Source organism: Rhizobium sp. LjRoot98 (genome assembly GCF_964252935.1).
Classification (GTDB): Bacteria; Pseudomonadota; Alphaproteobacteria; order Rhizobiales; family Rhizobiaceae; genus Pararhizobium.
This window is the reverse complement of sequence record NZ_CAXUPW020000001.1, coordinates 1,709,833-1,733,431: the sequence shown is the minus strand read 5'-3', so window position 1 is coordinate 1,733,431 and position 23,599 is coordinate 1,709,833. Positions and strand designations below refer to the sequence as shown.

Sequence of the window (23,599 nt, the reverse complement as noted above, 5' to 3'; positions counted from 1 at the left end):
TCGATGATGGATATTGTCTTGATCGGGATCGGCGTTTTGTTTTTCGCGCTGTCGTTTGCCTATGCCCGGGCCTGCGACCGTCTCTAGTTCGAAGGATTCAGAGAAATGCTTGTCGATTATGTGCTCGGAGCCGGCGTGTCCGTGTTTCTGCTTGCCTATCTGACCTACGCCCTCATTCGCCCTGAGCGCTTCTAACAACGCCAGGTTCGGAAAGTTATTGCCATGACACTCAACGGATGGATCCAGATCCTCATCTTCTGCGGGATCGTCATTTTGCTCATCAAGCCGCTTGGCGCCTATATGACGCGCGTCTTCGGTGGTGAGCGCACCTTGCTGTCGCCCCTTTTTTCTCCGGTCGAACGCGGTCTCTACCGGCTGTCCGGCACCAGCGAGAAGGAAGAGCAGCACTGGACGAGCTACGTGTTCTCCCTGCTCCTGTTCAATCTTGCCGGTTTTGCCATTCTCTATGCGCTGCAGCGGTTCCAGGGCTTCCTGCCGTTCAACCCTGCGGGCATGACCGCTGTTGGGCCTGAGCTTTCGTTCAACACCGCCTCCAGTTTCGTCGCCAATACCAACTGGCAGAACTATGGTGGCGAAAGCACGATGTCCTACCTGGTGCAGATGGCTGGTCTGACGGTGCAGAATTTTGCCTCTGCCGCCACCGGCATGGCCATCGCCGTTGCGCTCATCCGCGGTTTTGCGCGCGCTTCCGGTAAGTCGATCGGCAATTTCTGGGTCGATATGACCCGTGCCACGCTCTACATCCTTCTGCCGATCTGCATCCTACTGACGATTGCCTATGTCTATCTCGGCGTACCGCAGACGCTCGGCGCCTACTTAACGGCAACGACGATCGAAGGTGCGCAGCAGACCATCGCGCTCGGCCCGGTCGCCTCGCAATTGGCAATCAAGATGCTCGGCACCAATGGCGGCGGCTTCTTCAATGCGAACTCCGCGCATCCTTTTGAGAATCCCGACGCAATTTCCAACCTCATCCAGATGGTGTCGATCTTCGCGATCGGCGCGGCCTTCACCAATGTTTTCGGCCGCATGGTCGGAAACCAGCGCCAGGGTTGGGCAATCTTTGCCACGATGGGCGTGCTCTTCCTCGCCGGTGTCGCGGTGACCTATTGGGCTGAAGCAGCCGGCAATCCGCTGGTCCATGCCATGGGCCTTGAAGGTGGCAATATGGAAGGCAAGGAAGTTCGGTTCGGCATCGTCCTTTCTTCGCTGTTCGCGGTCGTCACGACGGCCGCCTCCTGTGGTGCCGTCAATGCCATGCACGGCTCATTCACCGCATTGGGCGGCCTGATCCCGCTGCTCAATATGGAACTGGGCGAAGTGATTATCGGCGGCGTTGGCGCGGGTTTGTACGGCATCCTGATGTTCGTCATCCTGACGGTCTTCGTCGCCGGACTGATGGTTGGCCGCACACCGGAATATCTCGGCAAGAAGATAGAGGCCAAGGAGGTCAAGATGGCTGTTCTCGCCATCCTCATCCTGCCGGCAACCATGCTCGGCTTCACCGCCGTCGCCGTCCTCCTGCCGACAGGCGTGGCCTCGATCGGAAATCCGGGACCGCACGGTTTCTCGGAAGTCCTCTATGCCTATACCTCGGCTGCCGCCAACAATGGCTCGGCTTTCGGCGGTCTGACCGGCAACACGCCCTGGTACAATATCACGCTTGGCATCGCGATGCTGATGGGCCGCTTCCTGGTGATCATTCCGGCGCTCGCCATTGCCGGTTCTTTGGTGATGAAGAAGACGGTGCCGGCTTCGGCAGGGACGTTCCCCACCCATGGCCCGCTCTTCGTCGGACTGCTTTGCGGCGTCATCCTGATCGTCGGCGGTCTCACCTTCTTCCCGGCGCTGGCGCTCGGGCCGATCGTCGAGCACCTGGCGATGATATCGGGTCAAACCTTCTAGGTGCCGTCATGAACCGCTTGTTCCAGCAGAAGTTCAAAAGGCTCCTCAAACCTCGCGACGGTGATCCGCCGCGAGCGGCACCCCCGCAGGCGACCAGCATCATCATCGCTTTCATGCTGGTCCTGCTGGTGATCGGCGGTCTTGCTCACGCTTTTACCGAATTGTTCCACGGCTGACGCGGTCACCGTGATGTCACACACAAAAGAAACTGGAGTTCTCTTATGAGCCAGTCCAAATCTGCGAGCCTGATGGACTCTCGCATCCTTATTCCCGCGATCGGCTCGGCGTTTACCAAGCTCAATCCGCGCACCCTCGCCAAGAATCCGGTGATGTTCGTCGTCGCCGTCGTCTCGACATTGACGACCGTCCTGTTCCTGCGCGATCTCATAACCGGCAGCAGCAATCTCGGTTTTTCGCTGCAGCTCAATATCTGGCTGTGGTTCACGGTGCTGTTTGCCAATTTCGCCGAGGCCGTTGCCGAAGGCCGGGGCAAGGCGCAGGCGGAATCGCTGCGCAAGACCCGGACCGAAACCCAGGCCAAGCTTTTGACCGGGGCGGATCTGAAGAGCTTCAAGATCGTCTCCGGCACCAGCCTCAAGGTCGGTGACATCGTGCTTGTCGAAGCTGGCGAGATCATCCCCTCCGATGGCGAGGTCATCGAAGGGGTCGCCTCCGTCAACGAGGCGGCGATCACCGGCGAATCTGCCCCCGTTATCCGTGAATCCGGCGGCGACCGCTCGGCCGTCACCGGCGGCACGCAGGTGCTGTCGGACTGGATCCGGGTGCGTATCAGCGCCGCAGCGGGCTCGACCTTCATCGACCGGATGATTTCGCTGGTCGAAGGTGCCGAACGTCAGAAGACACCGAACGAGATCGCCCTCAACATTCTTCTCGCCGGCATGACCTTGATTTTCGTTCTGGCCGTTGTGACCATCCCGAGCTTCGCCACCTATGCCGGCGGCTCCATCCCGGTCATCATCCTGGTCGCCCTGTTTGTAACGCTGATCCCGACGACGATCGGCGCGCTTCTCTCGGCCATCGGCATTGCCGGCATGGACCGTCTGGTCCGCTTCAACGTGCTCGCCATGTCCGGCCGCGCCGTCGAGGCTGCCGGCGATATCGATACGCTGCTGCTCGACAAGACCGGCACGATCACGCTCGGCAACCGCCAGGCAACCGAGCTTCACCCGGTGTCCGGCGTGTCGCAGCAGGACCTCGCCGACGCAGCCCAGCTGGCCTCGCTTGCCGATGAAACGCCGGAAGGCCGTTCCATCGTCGTGCTGGCCAAGGAGAAATACGGCATCCGCGCCCGTGACATGGCACAACTGCATGCGACCTTCGTGCCGTTTACCGCACAGAGCCGCATGAGTGGCGTCGACATCGAAGGCTCGTCGATCCGCAAGGGCGCTGTCGATGCGGTCCTGAGCTACGTCGCCAGCCAGAATACGGCGGCGCGTCCGGATACCGTCCGCGAAATCCAGTCGATTGCCGACGAGATCGCCAAGTCGGGTGGTACGCCGCTGGCCGTCGTGCGCGATGGCCGCCTGATGGGCGTGGTGCACCTGAAAGATATCGTCAAGGGCGGCATCCGCGAGCGGTTCGCCGAACTGCGCCGCATGGGTATCCGCACGGTGATGATCACCGGCGACAACCCGATGACAGCCGCTGCCATCGCTGCCGAAGCCGGTGTCGATGATTTCCTTGCCCAGGCAACGCCGGAAAACAAACTGTCGCTGATCCGCGAGGAACAGGCCAAGGGCAAACTTGTCGCCATGTGCGGCGACGGTACCAACGATGCTCCGGCGCTGGCGCAGGCCGATGTCGGCGTGGCGATGAACACCGGTACGGTCGCCGCCCGCGAAGCCGGCAACATGGTCGACCTGGATTCGGACCCGACCAAGCTGATCGAGATCGTCGAGATCGGCAAGCAACTGCTGATGACCCGCGGTGCGCTGACGACGTTTTCGATCGCCAACGATATCGCCAAGTATTTCGCCATCATCCCGGCGATGTTCCTGGCCTTCTATCCGCAGCTTTCGGCGCTGAACATCATGGGCCTTGCCTCGCCGCAAAGCGCAATCCTGTCGGCGATCATCTTCAACGCGCTGGTTATCGTCGCGCTGATCCCGCTGTCGCTGAGGGGTGTCGCCTACCGTGCCGTTGGTGCCGGTGCGCTCCTGTCGCGCAACCTGCTCATCTATGGCCTTGGCGGCATCATTGTCCCGTTCATCGGCATCAAGGCCATCGACTTGGCCATCACCGCCCTTGGTCTCGTTTAAAGGAACATTCAAATGTTGAAACAATTGCGGCCCGCGCTGGTCATGATCGTTGCCATCACCATTATCACCGGCCTTGCCTATCCGCTCGGCATGACCGGCATTACCCAGGCCCTGTTCCCGCATCAGGCCAATGGCAGCCTGGTCGAAAAGGACGGCACCGTTGTCGGCTCCTCCTTGATCGGTCAGGTCTTTACCGGCGATATCTATTTCCATGGCCGTCCGTCGGCTGCAGGCGATGGCTACAATGCGGCTTCGTCCAGCGGCTCAAACCTCGGGCCGACCAACCCGAAGCTGCTTGATCGGATCAAGGCAGATGCCGAAGCACTCAAGGCTGCCAATCCCGGCGCTGCCGTGCCGATGGATCTGGTGACCGCTTCGGGCAGCGGCCTTGATCCGCACATTTCGCCGGAAGCCGCCTATTTCCAGGTTCCGCGCGTCGCCAAGGCGCGGGGCATGGATGAAAGCAAGGTTCGCGCACTGGTCGATCAGGCCGTCGAGGCGCGCGAACTCGGTATTCTCGGTGAGCCGGCGGTCAACGTCTTGGCGCTGAACATGGCGCTTGATAAAGCTGTCTAGCCTTGTTTGGTCACGGTATCGCGCTTCGACGACGAGGCGCGATACCGGCGGCAATTTGATTGACGGAACCGGTCCCAAATTCTGCGGGATTTTGGACCATGTCCGGAATAGTCAAAAGCGGCATCCTGCCGCTTTTCGGCATTGATGAGGAAAGACGAGCGCGCATGCGGGACGATGTCCGTGACATGGATGGAAGACCATCTCCCGACGCCCTGTTGCAGCGGGCGGAGCAGGAAACACGCGGCCGTCTGAAGATCTTTCTGGGGGCGGCGCCCGGCGTCGGCAAGACCTACGAAATGCTGACCTCCGGCCATGCCAAGCAAGCCGATGGCGTCGATGTCGTGATCGGCGTGGTCGAAACGCATGGCCGCAAGGAGACCCAGGCGCTGGCTGACGGTTTCGAAGTCATCGCGCGCATGCCGATCGACTACAAGGGCCGCCATCTTGAAGAAATGGATATCGATGCCATTCTTGCCCGCCGTCCAGGTCTCGTTCTGGTCGATGAACTGGCGCATACCAACGCACCCGGTAGCCGGCATCCAAAACGCTACATGGATGTGCAGGAGCTGCTGTCGCGCGGCATCGACGTTTACTCGACTCTGAATATCCAGCATGTCGAAAGCCTCAACGATGTCGTTGCCCAGATTACCCGCATTCGTGTGCGCGAAACCGTGCCGGATTCGATCATCGACCGGGCCGACGATATCGAGATCATCGATCTGACGCCGGAAGACCTGATCAAGCGTCTGCATGACGGCAAGGTCTATATCCCGAAGACGGCGCAACGAGCCCTCGAAAATTACTTTTCGCCCGGAAACCTGACGGCACTGCGCGAACTTGCACTGCGCCAGACCGCGCAGCGGGTTGATGACCAGCTGCTGACGCATATGCAGGCGCATGCGATTTCCGGCCCTTGGGCGGCCGGTGACCGGGTGCTGGTCTGTGTCGATGACCAGGCCCGCAGCGCATCCCTGGTGCGCTACGCCGCCCGGCTGGCCGACCGTCTGCGCGCGCCGCTGGTGGCGCTACATGTGGAAACGGCGCGATCGGTTCACTTATCTGAGGCCGCGCGCGACCGTATCGCCGCGACGTTAAGGCTGGCTGAGCGGCTGGGGGCCGAAGCGCTGACAAGGCCGGGCTCCGACGAAGCGGAGGAAATCGTCCGTGTCGCCACATCCAGCAATGTCACCCATATCATCGCCGGAACGCCGAAAACATCGGGATGGCGGGAATGGCTGCATGGTTCGGTGACCAGCCGATTGATCCGGCGCGCCGGCAATATCAGCGTTCATGTCATCGCTGGTGACGATCGGGAAGGCGAACCCATTGGAACGGGCGTCAAGACTGCCCCGGCACCCGTCCAGTTCAAGATCAGGCCCTATGCACTGGCGACGCTCTATGTCGGTTGTGCCCTGGCCGTGGGTTTTCTGCTCGACCAGTCCCTTGATGTGCGCAACATTGCACTCGTCTTCCTGATGGCGGTTTTGACTACGGCGGTGACCGAAGGTTTGCGGCCGGCTCTCTATGCCAGCGTCGTCAGTGCGGTCTCGTTGAATTTCTTCTTCCTGCAGCCGCTTTATACGCTGGATATCAGCGATCCCGACAGCGTTGTCGCGTTCATTCTTTTCTTCATCGTGGCGATCATCGCCAGCAACCTGACGGCCAGCGTCCAGCGGCAGGCCGCCGCCGCTCGCCTGCGCGCACGCACCACCGAAGACCTCTATCTCTTCAGCAAGAAGCTGGCAGGGACCGGTACCCTGGACGACGTGTTGTGGGCGACGGCGTTCCAGCTTGCCTCGATGCTGAAGCTGCGGGTGGTGCTGCTCCTGCCGGAAGAGGGAACGATCGCGGTCAAAGCCGGCTATCCGCCGGATGATACGCTTGACGACGCCGATATTGCTGCAGCGCGCTGGGCCTGGGAGCACAATCGCGCCGCTGGACGCGGCGCCGATACGCTGCCGGGCGCAAAACGCCTTTATGTGCCGTTGCGCACCGGCCGCACCGCCGTCGGTGTCATCGGCCTCGACAATGACCGTCAGGGGCCACTCTTGAGCCCCGAACAGCAGCGGCTGCTGGATGCGCTCGCCGATCAGGCAGCGCTTGCCATCGAGCGCGTGCAGCTTGTCGCCGATGTCGATAATGCGCGGCTGGTCGAAGAAGCCGGGCGCCTGCGTTCGGCATTGCTGACCTCGATTTCGCACGACCTGAAGACGCCGCTCGCCGCCATCATGGGGGCTGCCGGAACATTGCGTGACTATCAGTCTGCGCTTCCGGAGGAAGACCGTGTCGAACTTCTGACCACCGTGACCGACGAATCCGAACGGCTGAACCGGTTCATCGCCAATCTGCTCGACATGACCCGGATCGAATCCGGTGCCATGCAGCCGAATTCCGCGTTTCATTATACCGGTGATATTGTCGGGAGCGCCCTGCGCCGGGCGAAGAAGATTCTGGCTGGTCACAGCGTCGATGTTGACGTTCCCGCCAACCTGCCGATGATCAGGGTCGATCCGGTGCTGTTCGAGCAGGTTCTGTTCAACTTGCTCGACAACGCCGCCAAATATGCGCCCGAAGGATCAAGGGTGAGCGTCCGGGCGGAAAGCAATGGCGAGCAGGTCCTTATCCGGATTTCAGATGAAGGGTCGGGCATTCCGCAAGGAGATCTGGAACGGGTCTTCGATACGTTTTACAGGGTGCGCAAGGGCGATCACGTGCGGGCCGGGACCGGGCTTGGCCTGTCCATTTGCCGGGGGTTCGTCGAGGCGATGGGCGGCACCATCGCCGCCGAAAACCGTACTGACCGCTCCGGCGCGATCTTTACGGTCAGCCTGCCACTGTTGCCGGATGCGCCCAATCTCAAGGACATGAAATGACACTTTCCGCAGTCAAGATCCTGGTCGTCGACGACGAGCCGCCTATCCGCCGGCTGTTGCGGGTGGGGCTGGCCACGCAGGACTACGATGTCATCGAGGCCGGAAACGGCAAGGCGGCGCGGGACAGTGTCAAGGCGGAGCTGCCCGATCTCATCCTGCTCGATCTCGGCCTGCCGGATGCGGCTGGCCACGATCTGTTGCAGGGCTGGCGCGAGGAAGGGCTGACGCTGCCGATCGTCATCCTGTCAAGCCGTACCGATGAGGCCGGGATCGTCAAGGCACTGGAACTCGGTGCCGACGATTACGTGACCAAACCCTTCGGCATGAACGAACTGGTGGCGCGCATCCGCGTGGCGCTGCGCCATCGGTTGCAGCAGCAGGGTGAAAAGCCGTTGTTCCAGACCGGCGGCCTGTCGGTCGATCTGGTCAAGCGTATCGTCAAGGTCGATGGCCGCGAGGTGAAACTCTCGCCGAAGGAATATGATATCCTGCGCATGCTGGTGCAGCATGCCGGCAAGGTGCTGACCCACAAATTCCTGCTGAAGGAGGTCTGGGGCAATGCCGATGACGTGCAGTATCTGCGCGTCTATGTGCGCCAGCTTCGCCAGAAGATCGAGGCAACGCCGGACCAGCCGCAATATATCACCACCGAAACCGGCGTCGGCTACCGCCTGCGCGAGGCCGACCTCTAGCCGGATCGGTCTACAGGCTGTTGCGGTTCAGCCAGTTGCGCAGAACGGTGATGCCCTCCGGCACATGCAGGCGGCCGAAACCGACGCGCAGGCAGTTTGGCGGCACGGGCGTGAGTTCCGAGTGATAGACGCTGGAGGGCAGGAAGAACACGCCGGCCTCCTCGACCGCGCGCCGGGCAAACTCCTCGACACCTTCCGGCCCCTTGTAGCGGATGAACGCAACGCAACCGCCGTCCGGCTCGCGCCAGTCGAACAGATGCGGAAAATCGGCGAAAAACGTGTTCCACTCGGTGATGTTGGCGCGAACGATAGCACGTGTCCGGGCCAAGATCCTGTCGCGGTTCTTCAGCGCGATACGGGCCAGAACTTCCGAAGGAGCGGAATTGCAGATCGACAGGAAGTGCTTGTAACGTTCGCAACGTGTCAGGAATTCCGCGTCCTTGCAGGCCAGCCAGCCGATCCGAAGGCCCGGAAGCCCATAAGCCTTCGACATGACATTCAGCGAGATTCCTCGCTCATAGGCATCGACAGCCTGCGGTAGGCGCAGTGCCTCGTCCTTCTCGATCAGCCGGTAGACCTCGTCACTGAACAGCCAGATACCATGCTTGCGGCAGATTTCGATGAGAGCATGAAATGTCGTATGCGGCAGGATCTTGCCGGTCGGGTTGTTGGGAAAATTGATCGAGATCAGCTTGGTGTTCGGCTGGATCGCGGCCTCAATCTTGCCGAGGTCGAGGTTCCAGTCATTGTTGATATCCAAGGCCACGCCCGTCACCGCGCAGATGCTCAGCGGCAAGGTTTCGGCGGCCTGATAGTTGGGCGTAATGACGATGGCATGATCATCCGGCGTCAAGAGCACCTTCATCGCGACATAGATCGCTTCCTCGGCGCCGGCAAAGCAGATCAGGTTTTCCGGTTGAACCGTGTCGTAGGTCCGCGCGATTTCCTGGCGCAGCACCGGTGCGCCAAAGGTTTCGGTGTAGCCAAGGCTGAGATTTTCGAAATCGGTGCGGTCTTCGTCACTGGCCATTGCCAGAAGCTCCGGCAGGCGCATGCTCTCAGCATCCGAGGCCGTCATGTTATATTTGGCGGTGAACTCCCATTTCGACATGAACGTTTCGAGCACAAAATCGCGCATAGGCTTGGTCATCGCGGTTCTCCTTGAACGGCAGCGTCCTGTTTCTGGCGGATTGCGCCAAGGCGGTTGTAGATCGTCGCTCTCGACAGTTTCAGGATTTCGGCAACATAGGGAACAGCTTTGCGGATGGCAAAGACGCCGCGGGCGTCGAGTAGCGCAAGAAGGCTGTCCGTGTCGGAATTGGTCAGGCCCGCGAGACTGGTCTTGTGCGTCGCAAGAAATTCGCCGATCACGGAATTCACCGCTTCGCGCCAGTCATCCGCCATCAGTGCCGATGCCTTTTGCATTGGCGCTGCAACATTCATCATCGATTTCAACTGGTCGAAGATTCCGGCAAAGGCCTCGATATCGTGATTGATGCAAAGAAGGCCGATCGGCTTGCCCACAGCATCACGCAGTACGGAAGTGATCGCCTTCAGCCTGCGGCCATCCCAATTGGACTTGCCGTAGGGGCCGATCACATCCGCATCCAGGGTCGAAACCAGTCCGGCCTCGTTGAGCGAACTGTCCCCCGGTCGGCGCCTGGAAAAGGCGTTGGCGATATGGAAGATCAATCCCGTCTCAAGGTCATGCAGGACCGCTTCCACATGCGGGGAAAACAGCGTGGCGACGGCGTCGCAGACTGGGATGAAAGGAGTGAGCGGATGAGACATAAGGCCTTATCCGTCTATATTGACAATTTGTCTATATTGACAATTTGTCAATATAGACAAATTGGACAACTATCGGCCAAACGACGATTTGCCGGAGTTGATCTGCCGTTGAAACTCCGGGTCGCGCTGCGACAGTTTCTTGTGCAGATGAACCATCATGCCGGCGGCAAAGAGCGGGGTCAGCAGATTGAGAAGCGGCACGGCCAGAAATGCAGCAAGCACGAGGCCGCTGAGGAAGACTGTGCCGGCATGTTTGGCGCGGAAAAGCCGGGCTTCCGCCGGGGAGCGATAACGCATCGCCGCAAACTCGAAGAATTCCCGGCCGAGCAGGTAGCCGTTGACGAGAAAGAAGGCGATCAAGTTGATGCCGGGGATCAGCAACAGAAAGAGAGCAACGATGTTGCCGGCGATGATGACGCCGAGAAATTTCAGCGTGCCGGCAATCGCCTCTCCCAGCGGCAAAGCACGGCCCGCCGGTTCGTTCGGGTAATCGCGTTTTTCGACAACTTCCGCGACGTCATCAAGGAAGAAGCCGGCAATCAGCGCCGTTACCGGCGCAAGAAGCAACGCTAGCCCCAAGGCAAGACCGAGACTTGCAAAAATACCGACAACGAATGTCAGCCATCCCGCCCAGCCGGGTGTTCCGGGCAACAACGCGTCAAGCCACGGCAAGGCAAGGTAGATGAACAGTTCGCGCAAGGCGAGCCACAGGCCAATCAGCGCCAGCAGCGTCAGCCCCAACACCTTCCAGAAGACCGAGCGCGTTTCGGGCGCGAAAAGATTGGCAAAGGAAAGCCGCGCCGCGTCGAGTATCATCCGGTATCTCCTTTGAGGGCGTTCGTGCCGCTGTCTGCGCATGTAGGCGGGGCATGGCTTGCGGGCAAGACCGCGAGGCCTGCGGCTTTGAAAAGTCCGCGAAAATCATGTGCGAAGGACGCTGTTTTTGCTGCCAAAACCGGTGCTGCACCGTTATGATGCCAGCACAAGCAGTTGTGGAGTGTTGAGACGATGGATGGAGTGAACATAAATATGTCGGTAGCGGGCCTGTCGGTGCTGCTGCAATCCGGCGCGCTCGATCCGGTCGACCTGGCAAAGGCTTCCCTGGAAAAGATAGCTGGCTACAAGGATCAATCGATTTTCACGGAATTGCTGGATGAACAGGCGCTCTCGGAAGCCAGATTGTCCTCGCAACGCCTTCGTTCGGGGCGGTCTCTCGGTTTGCTTGATGGCATTCCGGTCGCCTGGAAAGATCTGTTCGACACGAAGGGATCGGTAACGACCGCGGGATCCGCTGTGCTGGCCGATGCCGCGCCCGCATCCGCCGATGCTGCTGTCGTTACGGCGCTTGCTGGTGCCGGAATGGTCAGTATCGGCCGCACCAATCTCAGCGAATTCGCCTTTTCCGGCCTCGGCATCAACCCGCACTATGGAACGGCCCATAACCCGGCATCGCGCGATGTGCCGCGCATCCCCGGTGGCTCGTCGGCCGGGTCCGGCGTGGCCGTGGCAGCCGGTCTGGTACCGGTGGCGATCGGTACGGATACCGGCGGCTCGATCCGCATTCCCGCCGCGTTCAATGGCATTGTCGGCTACAAGGCGACGCGTGGACGCTATTCCATGCAAAGTGTCTTCCCGCTGGCAAAGAGCCTCGATTCACTCGGCCCGCTCTGCCGCACCGTGCAGGACGCCGTCTGGATCGATGCAGCCATGCGCGGGCGCACCGCGCCGGATATCCGCCGGACGGATTTAAGCGGCTTGAAGCTTGTCATTCCTGAGACAGTCGTCTTCGATGATGCCGAACCGGGTGTCGTGGCCGCATTCGAGGCTGCGGTTTTGCGGCTGGAGCAGGCCGGTGCCCGGGTCAAGCGGCGGGCCTTCCCGATTTTTGCCGAGATTTTCGAGATTACGGCGCGCCATGGTGCACTGGTCACGGCTGAAGCGTTCGCGCTCCACAAGGCGCGGCTGGAAGGCCCGGAGGCTGCCCGCATGGATCATCGGGTCGTCGCCCGCACACGGCTGGGCGAAAAGACCACGACGGCAGATTACATTGCCATCGCTGACGCCCGCCAGCGGTTGATCGCAGCTTTCACCGAAAGTCTGGATTCCGGAGAACTCGTCATCCATCCGACCCTGCCGCATGTGGCGCCGCCGATCGCGCCGCTGCTTGCCGATGATGATCTGTTTTTCAAGATCAATGGCCGGACATTGCGCAACACATCCATCGGCAATTTCCTTGACGGCTGTGGCGTCTCTATCCCCTGCGGCACGGGCGATGCCGGCATGCCGGTCGGCTTTCTTCTCTCCGGCCTTCGCAACGCCGATGACAATCTGCTTTCCGTGGCACTTTCGGCCGAAGCCATCATCCGGGGCGACGCATGATCGTCTGCTTCGATATTGGCGGCTCTGCCATCAAGGGCGCCGTTGCCCATGCGGCCGACCGGATCGAACCGCTGGAACGCCGCATCACGCCGCTCGATGATTTCAACGCCTTTGTCGGTACGCTTCGCGATGTCATTGCGGAAGCGGGCGAAGCGCCTGACCGCATCGCCATATCGATCACCGGTGTCGTTGATCCCGAAACGCAGGCGATCAAATGCGCCAATATTCCCTGCATCGACGGGCGCGAGCTTGGTGCGGAACTTTCCGTTTTGCTTGGACTGCCTGTGTTGATCGCCAATGACGCGGATTGTTTCGCACTGGCGGAGGCGGGGGCCGGTGCCGGGCGCGGTTACCGCATCGTGCTTGGAGCGATTCTCGGTACTGGCGTCGGCGGCGGCCTGGTGGTGGACGGCCGGCTTATCAATGCGGAAGGCGGGTTCGCCGGCGAATGGGGCCATGGCCCGGCGGTCGCCTCCATGGCTGGTACGCCACCGGTTGCGATTCCCATTTTCGAGTGCGGCTGCGGCCAGCGTGGCTGCGTCGATACGATCGGCGGCGCCCGTGGCATGGAACGTTTGCACCTGACCTTGCACGGCAAGACCCTGGAAAGCCATGAGATCACCGCGCTTTGGCAGAACGGCGATGTGGAAGCCGCTCGTACCATCGATGTGCTCGTTGACCTCATCAGTTCGCCCCTGGCGCTGACGGTCAATATCACCGGGGCGACGATCGTCCCCGTCGGCGGCGGCCTGTCCAACGTGACACCACTGATCGCCGAAATCGACAAGTCTGTTCGGGGCCGAATCCTGCGCAAGTTCGACCGCTCACTGGTGGTGCCGGGCGAATGCCGGATCGAACCGGGACTGATCGGCGCCGCCGTTCTTGGTCTCGCAGGAGAAGCATCATGACAAATATTCTTCTGGAAGTCTGCGTCGACGATGCGGCCGGCCTGCGGGCTGCTGTCGATGGCGGCGCTGATCGCATCGAATTGTGCTCGGCTCTGTCCGTCGGCGGGCTTACGCCTTCGTTGGGCCTGATGGCCCTGGCGGGCAAAGTTGATATTCCCGTTTACGCGATGATCCGGCCAAGGCCGGGCGATTTTGTTTTCGATGCCGGTGACATGGATGTGATGCGCGTCGAAATCGAAGCGGCCCGGTCAGCAGGTCTCGCAGGGGTCGTTCTCGGCGCCAGCCGCCCCGATGGAAGCCTCGATAAAGAAGCGCTCAGGACGCTGGTGGATCACGCGCATGGATTGGGCCTGACCCTGCATCGCGCCTTCGATCTGGTGCCGGATTTTTCCGAGGCCGTCGAGATCGCGGTGGACCTCGGTTTCGAGCGTATCCTGACTTCCGGTGGTGCGAAACGAGCCTCTGACGGTGCTGATGCACTGGCCGGAATTGTTGCGGCCGCAAAGGGCCGCATCTCGATCATGCCCGGTTCGGGGGTGACGCTGGAGACGGTCGGCGGCCTCCTGTCCCGTCTTCCGGTAACAGAGGTTCACTCGTCCTGTTCGGTGGAAAAGCCGGCTTCGGATGCCCGTCTGGTATCGCTTGGCTTTGTTGCGCGCAGCGCAAAGCAGACGGATGAACAGGCCGTGCGGACGCTGAAGGCGCGGCTGTCCGCCGCGCCCTGATATCTCGATATCTCGAAGCTTAGGCTTGGAAAACGCGCGTCCCGCCAATCCACGTCGAGGCCATGTCCAGGCTCTCGGTCAAAAGCACGAAGTCCGCGTCGAGACCGGGCAACAATCTGCCTTTCCGGGCGGCTACACCTGCAGCGTCGGCGGGATAGGCCGATGCCATCCGTAGCGCCTCGTCGAGCGGCAGATCCAGCTTTTCATGGGCAAAACGCACAGAAGCGAGCATGTCGATATCGGCGCCTGCCAGCGTGCCGTCGGCCAATGTCAGGCGCCCGCCCTTGCGGAAGATCTCGCGGCCGTTCAGGAGGAAACTTGTCTGCTCGGAGCCGATCGTCGACATCGCATCGGTGACGATGAAGATGCGGCCGGGGCCATTCTTGGCGCGTAATGCAATGCCCATCGATACCGGATCGGCATGAAAGCCATCGGCAATGATGCCGGCATGCAGGCTGCCAATATCGAGAGCTGCACCAACAACACCCGGTTCGCGATGGCCGAGCGGGCTCATCGCGTTGAACAGATGCGTCACTGTACGCGCGCCAGCCTTGGCATACTCAACGACGGTCTTGTAGCCAGAATCCGTGTGGCCAAGGCTGACGATGATAGCGGCCTCGGCCATCGCTGAAACCTGCGATGCGGTCGTGTTTTCGGGTGCCACCGTTACCATGATGGCATCAAAATCCCCGGCGCATTCGAGCAACGCGTCGAGATCGGCCTGATCCATCGGACGGATCAGGGCCGGGTCATGAGCGCCCTTGCGGGCAACGGAAAGGTGCGGCCCTTCCAGATGCAAACCCAGGAATCCGGGTACATTCTCCGCCTTGGCCTGCCTGCCGCCCGCAATGGTGCGGGCGCGAATCTCGAATGTGTCGGTGATCAGCGTCGGAAGCAGAGCGGTCGTGCCGAACTTCGCGTGAGCAGCGCAGATCGTCCGGATGGCATCGACGTCCTGCCGGTCGTTCAGCATCACGCCACCACCGCCATTCACCTGCAGATCGATAAAGCCGGGTACAAGCAACTGGCTATCGGCCGGGACAATTTCTGTCCCGGCAGGCAGGTCGCTCTGCGGCAGGATACCGGTGATCGTTCCACCATCCAGCAGCAGTGACTGGCCATCATGCCAGAACAGGCCGTCGAAAATCCGGGCTCCGGTGATAGCTTTTTGTGCGGTCATCGCGTTTCCGTAACCTTCTTGAGAGCGACCGGCGCGTCAGGATTGAGGCCGCGTGAACGCGACCAGGATTCAACGAAGCCGTAGAACGGAATGATCAGGGCCAGCGCATCGGTAATCGGATGACCGGTTGCCACGAACGGCAGAGCCTTTGCCGCCTTCGCTTCCGACGAGGTCGCAAAGGCGAGCGCACCCTTGGCAGCCAGGCCGTCAAGAATGCCGGTAACCGACCCTTCCGCAGCATCACGCGCAGCAAGGCCGATCACCGGAAAACGTTTTTCGACCAGCGCCACCGGCCCATGCAGCACTTCCGCCGCCGAATAGGCTTCGGCGTGCATGCCGGACGTCTCCTTGAATTTCAGCGCGGCCTCGCTGGCGATGGCGAGCGCCGGACCGCGGCCGAGCACGAACAGTGATTCCGCGTCACCAAGTTCATCGGCCAGCGATTGCCAGTCGAGCTTCACCGCCTTGGCAAACTGGGCAGGCAGATCGGCGACGGCACGCTGGAGGGCGGTGTCTCCCGTCCATTCACCAAGGATGGCAAGGCCGGCAACGATCGAATTGACATAGGACTTGGTTGCAGCAACAGCGATTTCCGGCCCGGCGAGAATATCGAGCGGATGGGTGCTGGCTTCCGAGATCGGTGAGGGCAGGGTGTTGGTCAGTGCGATCGTCACGGCGCCGGCCTTGGTTGCCGCCTCGGCCATTGCGACGATGTCCGGGCTCTTGCCCGATTGCGAGATGGCGATCGATGCTGCGCCCTGAAGCTGCATCTTGGCGCCGTAAATTGAAGCAAGCGATGGGCCGAGCGAGGCGACGGGCCGTCCGGTCGAAAGCTCGATCGCGTATTTCAGGAACAGTGCGGCATGGTCGGACGAACCACGGGCAATCGTTACGAAAAACGCCGGGTCTTTCGCACGCAGAGCTGCGCCGGTTTCCTTGACCGCTGCCTTGGACTGTTCAAGAAGACGCGCTGCCGCTTCGGGGATTTCGTTGATTTCGCGCCGCATGTTGGTTTGCATGGTCATGTCTTTCTTATCTGGGCCGCTCTCAGGAATCCGACAAAGTCAGTTCGGCGACGAAATCATAGGCGTCGCCCCGATAGAGCGAGCGGGTGAATTCTACCACGCGGCCGGAGGCGAGGTAGGAAATGCGTTCGATGGACAGGCTGGCGGAACCGGCCGGCACGCCCAGCATCGCCGCATCCGGATCCTTCAGGCTGCAGGCGGAAATGCGCTGCACGGCGCGCACAGGCCGCGATTTGGTCTTGTCGAGTTCGGCATAGAGCGATGTGCCGACCCGGACGGGATCCGGCAGGAACTCTGCGGAAACACTGGCCCGCTCGATCGCAAGCGGCATATCATCGGCGATACGTAGTCGGCCAAGCCGCGCCACCAGCGCATCGGCGGGCAGGCCAAGCGCCATCATTTCATCCGGCGAGGGATGGTACAGTCCGCGCTCGATCCATTGCGCCGTCGTCACCAGCCCCCGGCGTGACATATCCTCGGTAAACGATGTCAAGCGCGACAACGATTGCTGGACGCGGTGAACCGGCTTGACGACAAAGGTTCCGGATCCGTGGCGGCGCACCAGCAAACCGTCCTTGACCAGATCGTCGACTGCCTTGCGCACCGTCACGCGGCTGATGCTGGCATAGTCGGCGAGATCCCGCTCTGGCGGCAGGGCGTCGCCATGATTGAGCTTTCCCGACAAAATGGCTTCTTCCAGCGATTGCCGCAGCTTGAGATAAAGGGGGCCGGAGCCCCCGGCCTGCAGGCCGTCCAATGGCAATATGGCTTCGAGATGCTGGGTCATGTGGCAGATCCCGTCACAAACCGCTTGGCAGCCAGCGCCACCGAGCCGGTCAGGGCGTCTGCCTCGGGTTCGATGAACAAAGGCTGATGCCGTTCGGCAAGCCACGGCCGATAGATCGGTGCCAGGCCGCCCAGCAGGCAGAGCTTGCGGCTACCCTGGGCCACCAGGGCATCCAGAGCCTCATCGACGGTTTGCGCGCAGCCCTTGAGTAAGGCGATCGCCACCGGATCGTTGCGGGCCGCATAGTCGAATATCTTCGGTGCGAACCGGCCGAATTCGCCGGGTACCGCAGCGCGGGCAAACTCCACAGCCTCGCGCGGATCATTGTTGAATTCCGCCATCACGGCATCCGTCAGCGGCGACGATGGATGAATCCGGTCGAAGGCAAGAACGCTTTCCTGCAGAAGCGCGTGGCCAAGCCGGGCGCCGCTGCCAAGGTCGCCGATCTGGAACCCCCATCCGCCGATATAGCGGACCTCATCTCCCTGGCGGGAGATATAGATGGAACCGGTGCCAAGAATGGCCACCGCGCCGTCACTATCGCCGAGTGCGCCCTGCAGCGCGATCAGCCCATCGGATTCGATGTCGGCCTTCGCGAACGGCAAGCGTTCCTTCACATAATGCACGGCATCGCCGACATTGCTGCCGGCAACCCCGACCAGCGCACAGGCTGAACCGATTTCCGAAGGAGCAATGCCTGCTTCCTCGAATGCTGCAGTGGCTGCGCTGACGATATGGATCAGGGCGTTATCGGGATCGGTCAGGATGTTGGCAGCGCCGCTTTTGCCGCGCCCGAGGATACGCCCATCGGCGCCCGCTACAGCCGCGCGGCAACTCGTGCCCCCGCCGTCGATTCCCAGAATGTAATGTGGCATGGATACCTCCGGGAAAAAGGATACCAAAAAAATACCATTTACCAAGAGGATTTTGGTCTTTAATTGGATTTATCGATTAACAAACTGAAATATATAAATTATTTTAGAAAATGGAAATTTTATTCAGCTAAAATCGAATTTTTCCTAGACAATTGGTATTTTTTTGGCATTAATTTGCGAAGAGGGAGATAAGCGCATGCCATCAGTGAAAACCGAGGAGCGTCACGACAAGGCGATGGGGCTGGATGTAATGCATCCGGCGCTTGCTCTGCGTGTGCTTGCGTCCGGCCAGCAGGCAGCGGCCAAAGTTGTTGATTCTGCTATCGAGTCCATCGCCGCTGCCGCGCAGATCGCTGCCGCCGCGCTCGCCAATGGCGGGCGTTTGGCCTATGCCGGTGCCGGCAGTTCAGGCCTTATGGCTATGACCGATGCGCTGGAATTGCCCGGTACCTATGGAATTGCGCTCGACAAGGTCGTGGTGCTTCTTGCTGGCGGTGCCGCGAGCCTTACCGATCTCGCCGGTGGATATGAAGACGATATGGAGCTGGCCCGCAAGGATGTGCGCGATGCCGGTATTGGCGCGGGAGATTGTCTGATTTCGGTGTCGGCCAGCGGCTCGACGCCTTATGCGCTTGCGGCAGCCGACGAGGCCCGCGAGCGGGGCGCACGCGTCATTGCCATGGCCAACAATCCCGGAGCCCTGCTCTTCCAGAATGCCGAAGTCTCTATTCTGCTGCAGACGCCGCCCGAGGTTATCTCCGGATCGACCCGCATGGGCGCAGCCACCGCGCAGAAGATCGCCTTCAACATGTTTTCGACGCTTGTCGGTATTCAGCTCGGTCATGTCTACGATGGACATATGGTCAATCTGAAGGCTGACAATGCAAAACTGCGTGGCCGTGCCATCCGCATCGTTTCCGATATTGCCGGGATCGGCGCCACGGAAGCCGGCCATTATCTGACGACATCTTCTGGCTCGGTAAAGATCGCCATTCTTCTTGCCGCTGGGGCAAAGGATGTGGTCGCTGCGGAAGCAGCGCTTGCTGAGGCCGGTCAAAACTTGCGCCGCGCATTGTCTGCTGTCGCGGCACATTGAGTCCAAGGGTTTTAAAACCGCGCCAAAAATGGCGCACAATGAGGGAGAACGTAATGACCCGCACTACCTTGAAAGGCCTGCTGCTTGCATCCAGCATCCTCGGTTCCGCCGGGCTGGCGCATGCCGAGGACGTCACGCTGACGATCGAAAGCTGGCGCAACGATGACCTGGCCATCTGGCAGGAAAAGCTCATTCCGGCTTTCGAGGCCAAGCATCCGGGCATCAAGGTCGTCTTCGCGCCGACTGCCCCGACCGAGTATAACGCTGCGCTGAACGCCAAGCTCGATGCCGGTTCGGCCGGTGACCTCGTCACATGCCGCCCGTTCGATGCTTCGCTTGAGCTTTACAACAAGAAGCACCTGGCTGACCTGACCGGTCTTGCCGGCATGGAGAATTTCTCGCCGGTCGCCAAGTCCGCCTGGACGACAGACGATGGTTCGGTTGCTTTCTGCGTACCGATGGCATCGGTTATTCATGGCTTCATCTACAATAAGGATGCCTTCGACAAGCTCGGCATCGCCATCCCGGCGACGGAAGCCGACTTCTTCGCAGCGCTCGACAAGATCAAGGCTGACGGCACCTACATTCCGCTCGCCATGGGCACGAAGGATCTTTGGGAAGCCGCGACCATGGGCTACCAGAACATCGGCCCGACCTACTGGAAGGGTGAAGAAGGCCGCGCTGCCCTGATCAAGGGCGAGCAGAAGCTGACGGACGCCGGTTGGGTCGAACCCTACAAGGTTCTTGCCAAGTGGAAGGATTACCTCGGCGACGGCTTCGAAGCCCAGACCTATCCGGACAGCCAGAACCTCTTCACGCTCGGCCGCGCTGCCATCTACCCGGCCGGCTCGTGGGAAATCGGCCTGTTCAACACGCAGGCCCAGTTCAAGATGGGGGCTTTCCCGCCGCCGGTTAAGGCCGCAGGCGATGCTTGCTACATCTCCGACCACAACGACATCGGCGTTGGCCTGAACGCCAAGAGCGCGCATCCGGAAGAAGCCAAGAAGCTTCTCACCTGGATCGCTTCGCCGGAATTCGCCGACATCTATGCCAACTCGCTGCCGGGCTTCTTCAGCCTGAACTCGACACCGGTAAAGATGGCCGACCCACTCGCACAGGAATTCGTTTCCTGGCGCGAAAAGTGCAAGCCGACCATCCGCTCGACCTACCAGATCCTGTCGCGTGGCACCCCGAACCTCGAAAACGAGACCTGGGTTGAATCGGCCAACGTCATCAACGGCACCGATACGCCGGAAGTTGCTGGCGAAAAGCTGCAGAAGGGCCTCGACAGCTGGTACAAGCCTGCCAAGTAAATCGGGCGTGGGCGTATAGCCCAAACCCTAACCCTCCCCCTCACAGGGGGGAGGGGACTTCCGAAGTTTGCAGCTTGTCCCTTCTGCGCGTTACCGGCAGAAGGTGCCCGAGAAGGCGGATGAGGGGCTGCACTTGACGCGGGATGTCCTTGCAAAAAGCAAAGCGTCCAGCCAAAAACATGTAACCTGAAATCACATCCTGCCAGCGCCTTCGGGCTTGCTGGTGATGGCACGCGCCGCGGGGACCGGCAGCGCAGGCCTTGCCGCACATCGCGGCGATCGACGAAAAACGGGTCGGAGCGGCAGAAGCCATGAGCAGCGCCATATCGTCTGAGGACAGCATGCAAATCTCGGCGCGGCCGAGACGTTGGCATATCCTTGTTTTCCTGTTGCCGGCTTTCATCGTCTATTCCGCCGTGATGATCCTGCCGCTGATCGAAACGCTGCGTCTGTCGCTGTTCAATACGGTCGACGGGCAATCCACGTTCGTCGGTCTCGCCAATTTCCAGGTCCTGTTCGGGGATGAGCGCTGGGCCGCCGATTTCTGGCGGGCGCTGAAGAACAACTTCATCTTCTTTACAATCCACATGCTGGTGCAGAATCCGCTCGGCATTGCACTTGCCGCCATGCTGTCGATCCCCAAGCTCAGGCTTGCGGCCTTCTATCGGACAGCAATCTTCATGCCGACGGTCCTGTCCTTCGTTATCGTCGGCTTCATCTGGAAGCTGATCCTCTCGCCGATCTGGGGTATTACGCCGTTCTTCATGGATCTCGTCGGCCTGAAGGCCTTCTTCGGGCCGTGGCTCGGCAAGCCCGGCTCGGCGCTGATTACAGTCTCGCTGATCTCCGTCTGGCAGAATGTCGGCATTCCGATGATGTTGATCTATGCCGCCCTTCTGAACATCCCGGACGAAGTTATCGAGGCTGCCGAATGTGACGGTATCACCGGTTGGAGCCAGTTCTGGAAGATCAAGCTGCCGCTGATCCTGCCCGCCATCGGCATGGTCTCGATCCTGACCTTCGTCGGCAATTTCAATGCGTTCGACCTGATCTACACCGTGCAAGGCGCACTTGCCGGGCCGGACGGGGCGACCGACATTCTCGGAACGCTGCTTTACCGGACCTTCTTCGGCTTCCAACTGCAGCTTGGTGACCGCTCGATGGGCGCCACCATCGCCACCGTGATGTTCCTGATCATCCTGGCCGGCGTCTCGCTATATCTCTTCGGCATCCAGCGGCGCGTTCGCCGCTACCAGTTCTAAGGGGAATGGGCCCATGTCAAAAGCACGCATCTCGCCGCTGCGCTCGGGTTTCGTTCACCTGGCCCTCGCAGCCTATACAGTGGTCGCGCTGTTTCCGGTCGTTCTGACGATCGTCAATTCGCTGAAAGACAAGAACGCCATTTTCCGCACACCGTTGGCTCTGCCGACAGCGGAGACGTTCAGCCTGATCGGTTATACCACAGTGCTGAAACAGGGCGATTTCATCGGTTATTTCCAGAACAGCCTGATCGTCACGGTCGTCTCGATCTTCTTTGCGCTGCTGTTCGGCGCCATGGCGGCGTTCGCGCTGTCGGAATACCGGTTCCGGGGCAATACGCTGCTGGGGCTCTATCTCGCCATCGGCATCATGATCCCGATCCGGCTTGGCACTGTGGCCATCCTGCAGGGCATGGTCGCCGCCGGTCTGGTGAACACACTGACGGCACTGATCCTCGTCTACACCGCCCAAGGCCTGCCGCTTGCCATCTTCATCCTGTCGGAATTCATGCGCACCGTCTCGGATGACCTGAAGAATGCCGGCCGCATCGATGGCCTGTCGGAATATGCGATCTTCTTCCGGCTCGTCCTGCCGCTGGTCCGCCCGGCCATGGCAACCGTCGCGGTCTTCACGATGATCCCGATCTGGAACGATCTCTGGTTTCCGCTGATCCTCGCGCCCGGCGAAGCCACCAAGACCGTCACACTCGGCTCACAGGTCTTCATCGGCCAGTTCGTTACCAATTGGAACGCGGTTCTTGCGGCCCTGTCACTGGCGATCTTCCCTGTCCTTATTCTCTACGTTATCTTCTCGCGGCAGCTGATCCGCGGCATTACCGCAGGAGCAGTCAAGTAATGAGCAAACCCGTCCGTGTCCTCGTCGCCGGTCTCGGCAATATGGGCCGCAGTCATGCGCTGGCCTATCACAACAATCCCGGCTTCGAGATCGTCGGCCTCGTCAATCGCTCCAAGCCGGTGCTGGCGCCGGAGCTTGGCGGCTATACGATCCATCCGGATTTTGCCACGGCCCTCAAAGAGTTAAAACCTGATCTCTGCTCGATCTGCACCTACTCCGACAGCCATGCCGACTATGCCGTCATGGCCTTCGAGGCAGGCTGCGATGTCTTCATCGAAAAGCCGCTGGCAACGACGGTGGCCGATGCTGAACGCGTCGTGGCAGCGGCGAGGAAGGCGGGCAAGAAGCTGGTGGTCGGGTATATCTTACGCCACCATCCGTCCTGGATCCGGTTGATTTCCGAAGCCCGCAAGCTCGGCGGCCCTTATGTGTTCCGCATGAACCTCAATCAGCAATCCAGCGGCCCAACCTGGATGACGCACAAGTCGCTGATGGAGACCACCCCGCCGATCGTCGATTGCGGCGTGCACTATGTCGATGTCATGTGCCAGATCACCGATGCCAAGGCCGTCGAAGTCCGCGGCATGGGCCTGCGCCTGTCCAATGAAATCGCCCCGTCGATGTACAATTACGGCCATCTGCAGGTGTTGTACGAGGATGGTTCCCTCGGTTGGTACGAAGCCGCGTGGGGGCCGATGATCTCGGAGACCGCCTTCTTCGTGAAGGACGTGATGTCGCCGAACGGATCGGTTTCCATCGTCATGGATCCGAATGCCAAATCCGACGATATCGACACGCACACCAAGACCGCGGTCATTCGCGTTCACAAGGCCGAAACCGGCGCGGACGGCAAGTTCGTTCACAAGGACGAGGACCTGAAGATGGACGGCGAGCCTGGACATCAGGAGCTCTGCGACCTCGAGCAGGCCTATGTGTTGAAAGCCATCACCGAAAATATCGATCTCGAACGCCATATGGACGATGCGGTCCAGTCGCTGCGCATCTGCCTTGCGGCCGATGAGAGCGTGCGCACCGGCCAGCCGGTCAAACTTTAAAAGG

At 60.6% G+C, this 23,599-nt stretch carries 22 protein-coding genes; 15 read left to right on the top strand and 7 right to left on the bottom strand.

Annotation, left to right across the window (positions count from 1 at the left end):
- The first annotated feature begins 105 nt into the window (after positions 1-105).
- The 7 genes from kdpF (at position 106) to ACSQ3J_RS08550 (ending at position 8,346) form a co-directional block, all read left to right on the top strand.
- Positions 106-195 (top strand): K(+)-transporting ATPase subunit F, encoded by a 90-nt coding sequence (gene kdpF, locus ACSQ3J_RS08580; protein ID WP_060502960.1) that lies wholly within the window; start codon positions 106-108, stop codon positions 193-195.
- Positions 196-222: 27 nt separating this feature from the next.
- The gene (kdpA, locus tag ACSQ3J_RS08575; RefSeq protein WP_060502959.1) at positions 223-1,926 is read left to right on the top strand and encodes a potassium-transporting ATPase subunit KdpA; all 1,704 of its coding nucleotides are present in this window, start codon (positions 223-225) and stop codon (positions 1,924-1,926) included.
- A gap of 8 nt (positions 1,927-1,934) precedes the next feature.
- Positions 1,935-2,102: a hypothetical protein gene (locus ACSQ3J_RS08570; RefSeq protein ID WP_156393815.1), complete on the top strand. Its 168-nt coding sequence runs from the start codon at positions 1,935-1,937 to the stop codon at positions 2,100-2,102.
- A gap of 45 nt (positions 2,103-2,147) precedes the next feature.
- Positions 2,148-4,205, top strand: coding sequence for a potassium-transporting ATPase subunit KdpB (gene kdpB, locus ACSQ3J_RS08565; RefSeq protein ID WP_060502958.1), 2,058 nt, complete (start codon positions 2,148-2,150; stop codon positions 4,203-4,205).
- A 12-nt stretch (positions 4,206-4,217) separates the two neighbouring features.
- The gene (kdpC, locus tag ACSQ3J_RS08560; protein ID WP_060502957.1) at positions 4,218-4,781 is read left to right on the top strand and encodes a potassium-transporting ATPase subunit KdpC; all 564 of its coding nucleotides are present in this window, start codon (positions 4,218-4,220) and stop codon (positions 4,779-4,781) included.
- 164 nt (positions 4,782-4,945) lie between these two features.
- Positions 4,946-7,654 carry a sensor histidine kinase gene (locus ACSQ3J_RS08555; RefSeq protein WP_060502985.1) on the top strand — a complete coding sequence of 903 codons (2,709 nt, stop codon included), beginning with the start codon at positions 4,946-4,948 and terminating at the stop codon, positions 7,652-7,654.
- Positions 7,651-8,346, top strand: coding sequence for a response regulator transcription factor (locus ACSQ3J_RS08550; RefSeq protein WP_060502956.1), 696 nt, complete (start codon positions 7,651-7,653; stop codon positions 8,344-8,346). Before ACSQ3J_RS08555 ends, ACSQ3J_RS08550 begins: the two co-directional genes overlap by 4 nt.
- Before the next feature lie 10 nt (positions 8,347-8,356).
- Here the strand turns inward: ACSQ3J_RS08550 and ACSQ3J_RS08545 are convergent, their stop codons facing one another.
- The 3 genes from ACSQ3J_RS08545 to ACSQ3J_RS08535 form a co-directional block, all read right to left on the bottom strand.
- On the bottom strand, positions 8,357-9,496 hold the full coding sequence (locus ACSQ3J_RS08545; RefSeq protein ID WP_060502955.1) for an aminotransferase class I/II-fold pyridoxal phosphate-dependent enzyme: 1,140 nt from the start codon (positions 9,494-9,496) through the stop codon (positions 8,357-8,359).
- Positions 9,493-10,137 (bottom strand): helix-turn-helix transcriptional regulator, encoded by a 645-nt coding sequence (locus tag ACSQ3J_RS08540; protein WP_060502954.1) that lies wholly within the window; start codon positions 10,135-10,137, stop codon positions 9,493-9,495. The genes ACSQ3J_RS08545 and ACSQ3J_RS08540 overlap by 4 nt, the downstream gene beginning before the upstream one ends.
- Positions 10,138-10,206: 69 nt before the next feature.
- On the bottom strand, positions 10,207-10,953 hold the full coding sequence (locus ACSQ3J_RS08535; protein WP_060502953.1) for a sulfate transporter family protein: 747 nt from the start codon (positions 10,951-10,953) through the stop codon (positions 10,207-10,209).
- A gap of 213 nt (positions 10,954-11,166) precedes the next feature.
- On the opposite strand from ACSQ3J_RS08535, the gene ACSQ3J_RS08530 reads away from it, so the two are divergent.
- Genes ACSQ3J_RS08530 through ACSQ3J_RS08520 form a run of 3 tightly spaced genes read left to right on the top strand, consistent with a single transcriptional unit; the run spans position 11,167 to position 14,149 of the window.
- Entirely contained in the window at positions 11,167-12,516 is a 1,350-nt protein-coding gene (locus tag ACSQ3J_RS08530; protein ID WP_436038953.1) for an amidase, read from the top strand.
- Positions 12,513-13,424: an ROK family protein gene (locus ACSQ3J_RS08525; protein ID WP_060502951.1), complete on the top strand. Its 912-nt coding sequence runs from the start codon at positions 12,513-12,515 to the stop codon at positions 13,422-13,424. Before ACSQ3J_RS08530 ends, ACSQ3J_RS08525 begins: the two co-directional genes overlap by 4 nt.
- Positions 13,421-14,149: a copper homeostasis protein CutC gene (locus ACSQ3J_RS08520; protein ID WP_060502950.1), complete on the top strand. Its 729-nt coding sequence runs from the start codon at positions 13,421-13,423 to the stop codon at positions 14,147-14,149. Before ACSQ3J_RS08525 ends, ACSQ3J_RS08520 begins: the two co-directional genes overlap by 4 nt.
- Positions 14,150-14,168: 19 nt before the next feature.
- Here ACSQ3J_RS08520 and nagA read toward each other — a convergent pair whose 3' ends face one another.
- Genes nagA through ACSQ3J_RS08500 form a run of 4 tightly spaced genes read right to left on the bottom strand, consistent with a single transcriptional unit; the run spans position 14,169 to position 18,016 of the window.
- The gene (gene nagA, locus ACSQ3J_RS08515; protein WP_060502949.1) at positions 14,169-15,329 is read right to left on the bottom strand and encodes an N-acetylglucosamine-6-phosphate deacetylase; all 1,161 of its coding nucleotides are present in this window, start codon (positions 15,327-15,329) and stop codon (positions 14,169-14,171) included.
- On the bottom strand, positions 15,326-16,348 hold the full coding sequence (locus ACSQ3J_RS08510; protein ID WP_060502984.1) for an SIS domain-containing protein: 1,023 nt from the start codon (positions 16,346-16,348) through the stop codon (positions 15,326-15,328). The genes nagA and ACSQ3J_RS08510 overlap by 4 nt, the downstream gene beginning before the upstream one ends.
- Before the next feature lie 28 nt (positions 16,349-16,376).
- Positions 16,377-17,141 (bottom strand): GntR family transcriptional regulator, encoded by a 765-nt coding sequence (locus tag ACSQ3J_RS08505; RefSeq protein ID WP_060502948.1) that lies wholly within the window; start codon positions 17,139-17,141, stop codon positions 16,377-16,379.
- Positions 17,138-18,016, bottom strand: a complete 879-nt coding sequence (locus ACSQ3J_RS08500; protein WP_060502947.1) for an N-acetylglucosamine kinase — start codon at positions 18,014-18,016, stop codon at positions 17,138-17,140. The genes ACSQ3J_RS08505 and ACSQ3J_RS08500 overlap by 4 nt, the downstream gene beginning before the upstream one ends.
- A 196-nt stretch (positions 18,017-18,212) precedes the next feature.
- Here ACSQ3J_RS08500 and ACSQ3J_RS08495 point away from each other — a divergent pair, with 196 nt between their 5' ends.
- From ACSQ3J_RS08495 to ACSQ3J_RS08475, 5 genes are all read left to right on the top strand, one after another.
- Entirely contained in the window at positions 18,213-19,112 is a 900-nt protein-coding gene (locus ACSQ3J_RS08495) for an N-acetylmuramic acid 6-phosphate etherase (RefSeq protein WP_060502946.1), read from the top strand.
- A gap of 53 nt (positions 19,113-19,165) precedes the next feature.
- A complete protein-coding gene (locus ACSQ3J_RS08490; protein WP_060502945.1) occupies positions 19,166-20,425 on the top strand; it encodes an ABC transporter substrate-binding protein in 1,260 nt (419 codons plus the stop codon).
- 311 nt (positions 20,426-20,736) lie between these two features.
- A complete protein-coding gene (locus ACSQ3J_RS08485) occupies positions 20,737-21,687 on the top strand; it encodes a carbohydrate ABC transporter permease (protein WP_060502983.1) in 951 nt (316 codons plus the stop codon).
- 13 nt (positions 21,688-21,700) lie between these two features.
- Complete coding sequence (locus tag ACSQ3J_RS08480; RefSeq protein ID WP_060502944.1) at positions 21,701-22,540, top strand: carbohydrate ABC transporter permease; 840 nt, start codon at positions 21,701-21,703, stop codon at positions 22,538-22,540.
- Positions 22,540-23,595: a Gfo/Idh/MocA family protein gene (locus tag ACSQ3J_RS08475; RefSeq protein ID WP_060502943.1), complete on the top strand. Its 1,056-nt coding sequence runs from the start codon at positions 22,540-22,542 to the stop codon at positions 23,593-23,595. The genes ACSQ3J_RS08480 and ACSQ3J_RS08475 overlap by 1 nt, the downstream gene beginning before the upstream one ends.
- The last annotated feature ends 4 nt before the right edge of the window (positions 23,596-23,599 follow it).

Excerpts from the sequence above, each read along its gene's own strand:
- ACSQ3J_RS08550 (WP_060502956.1), top strand. The coding sequence starts at position 7,651 with ATGACACTTTCCGCAGTCAAGATCCTGGTCGTCGACGACGAGCCGCCT.
- ACSQ3J_RS08530 (WP_436038953.1), top strand. The coding sequence starts at position 11,167 with ATGTCGGTAGCGGGCCTGTCGGTGCTGCTGCAATCCGGCGCGCTCGAT.
- ACSQ3J_RS08490 (WP_060502945.1), top strand. The coding sequence starts at position 19,166 with ATGACCCGCACTACCTTGAAAGGCCTGCTGCTTGCATCCAGCATCCTC.
- ACSQ3J_RS08570 (WP_156393815.1), top strand. The coding sequence starts at position 1,935 with ATGAACCGCTTGTTCCAGCAGAAGTTCAAAAGGCTCCTCAAACCTCGC.
- ACSQ3J_RS08540 (WP_060502954.1), bottom strand. The coding sequence starts at position 10,137 with ATGTCTCATCCGCTCACTCCTTTCATCCCAGTCTGCGACGCCGTCGCC.
- ACSQ3J_RS08520 (WP_060502950.1), top strand. The coding sequence starts at position 13,421 with ATGACAAATATTCTTCTGGAAGTCTGCGTCGACGATGCGGCCGGCCTG.
- ACSQ3J_RS08500 (WP_060502947.1), bottom strand. The coding sequence starts at position 18,016 with ATGCCACATTACATTCTGGGAATCGACGGCGGGGGCACGAGTTGCCGC.
- kdpA (WP_060502959.1), top strand. The coding sequence starts at position 223 with ATGACACTCAACGGATGGATCCAGATCCTCATCTTCTGCGGGATCGTC.
- kdpB (WP_060502958.1), top strand. The coding sequence starts at position 2,148 with ATGAGCCAGTCCAAATCTGCGAGCCTGATGGACTCTCGCATCCTTATT.
- nagA (WP_060502949.1), bottom strand. The coding sequence starts at position 15,329 with ATGACCGCACAAAAAGCTATCACCGGAGCCCGGATTTTCGACGGCCTG.
- ACSQ3J_RS08475 (WP_060502943.1), top strand. The coding sequence starts at position 22,540 with ATGAGCAAACCCGTCCGTGTCCTCGTCGCCGGTCTCGGCAATATGGGC.
- ACSQ3J_RS08510 (WP_060502984.1), bottom strand. The coding sequence starts at position 16,348 with ATGCAAACCAACATGCGGCGCGAAATCAACGAAATCCCCGAAGCGGCA.
- ACSQ3J_RS08525 (WP_060502951.1), top strand. The coding sequence starts at position 12,513 with ATGATCGTCTGCTTCGATATTGGCGGCTCTGCCATCAAGGGCGCCGTT.
- ACSQ3J_RS08480 (WP_060502944.1), top strand. The coding sequence starts at position 21,701 with ATGTCAAAAGCACGCATCTCGCCGCTGCGCTCGGGTTTCGTTCACCTG.
- ACSQ3J_RS08535 (WP_060502953.1), bottom strand. The coding sequence starts at position 10,953 with ATGATACTCGACGCGGCGCGGCTTTCCTTTGCCAATCTTTTCGCGCCC.
- kdpF (WP_060502960.1), top strand. The coding sequence starts at position 106 with ATGCTTGTCGATTATGTGCTCGGAGCCGGCGTGTCCGTGTTTCTGCTT.
- ACSQ3J_RS08495 (WP_060502946.1), top strand. The coding sequence starts at position 18,213 with ATGCCATCAGTGAAAACCGAGGAGCGTCACGACAAGGCGATGGGGCTG.
- kdpC (WP_060502957.1), top strand. The coding sequence starts at position 4,218 with ATGTTGAAACAATTGCGGCCCGCGCTGGTCATGATCGTTGCCATCACC.
- ACSQ3J_RS08505 (WP_060502948.1), bottom strand. The coding sequence starts at position 17,141 with ATGACCCAGCATCTCGAAGCCATATTGCCATTGGACGGCCTGCAGGCC.
- ACSQ3J_RS08485 (WP_060502983.1), top strand. The coding sequence starts at position 20,737 with ATGAGCAGCGCCATATCGTCTGAGGACAGCATGCAAATCTCGGCGCGG.
- ACSQ3J_RS08545 (WP_060502955.1), bottom strand. The coding sequence starts at position 9,496 with ATGACCAAGCCTATGCGCGATTTTGTGCTCGAAACGTTCATGTCGAAA.
- ACSQ3J_RS08555 (WP_060502985.1), top strand. The coding sequence starts at position 4,946 with ATGCGGGACGATGTCCGTGACATGGATGGAAGACCATCTCCCGACGCC.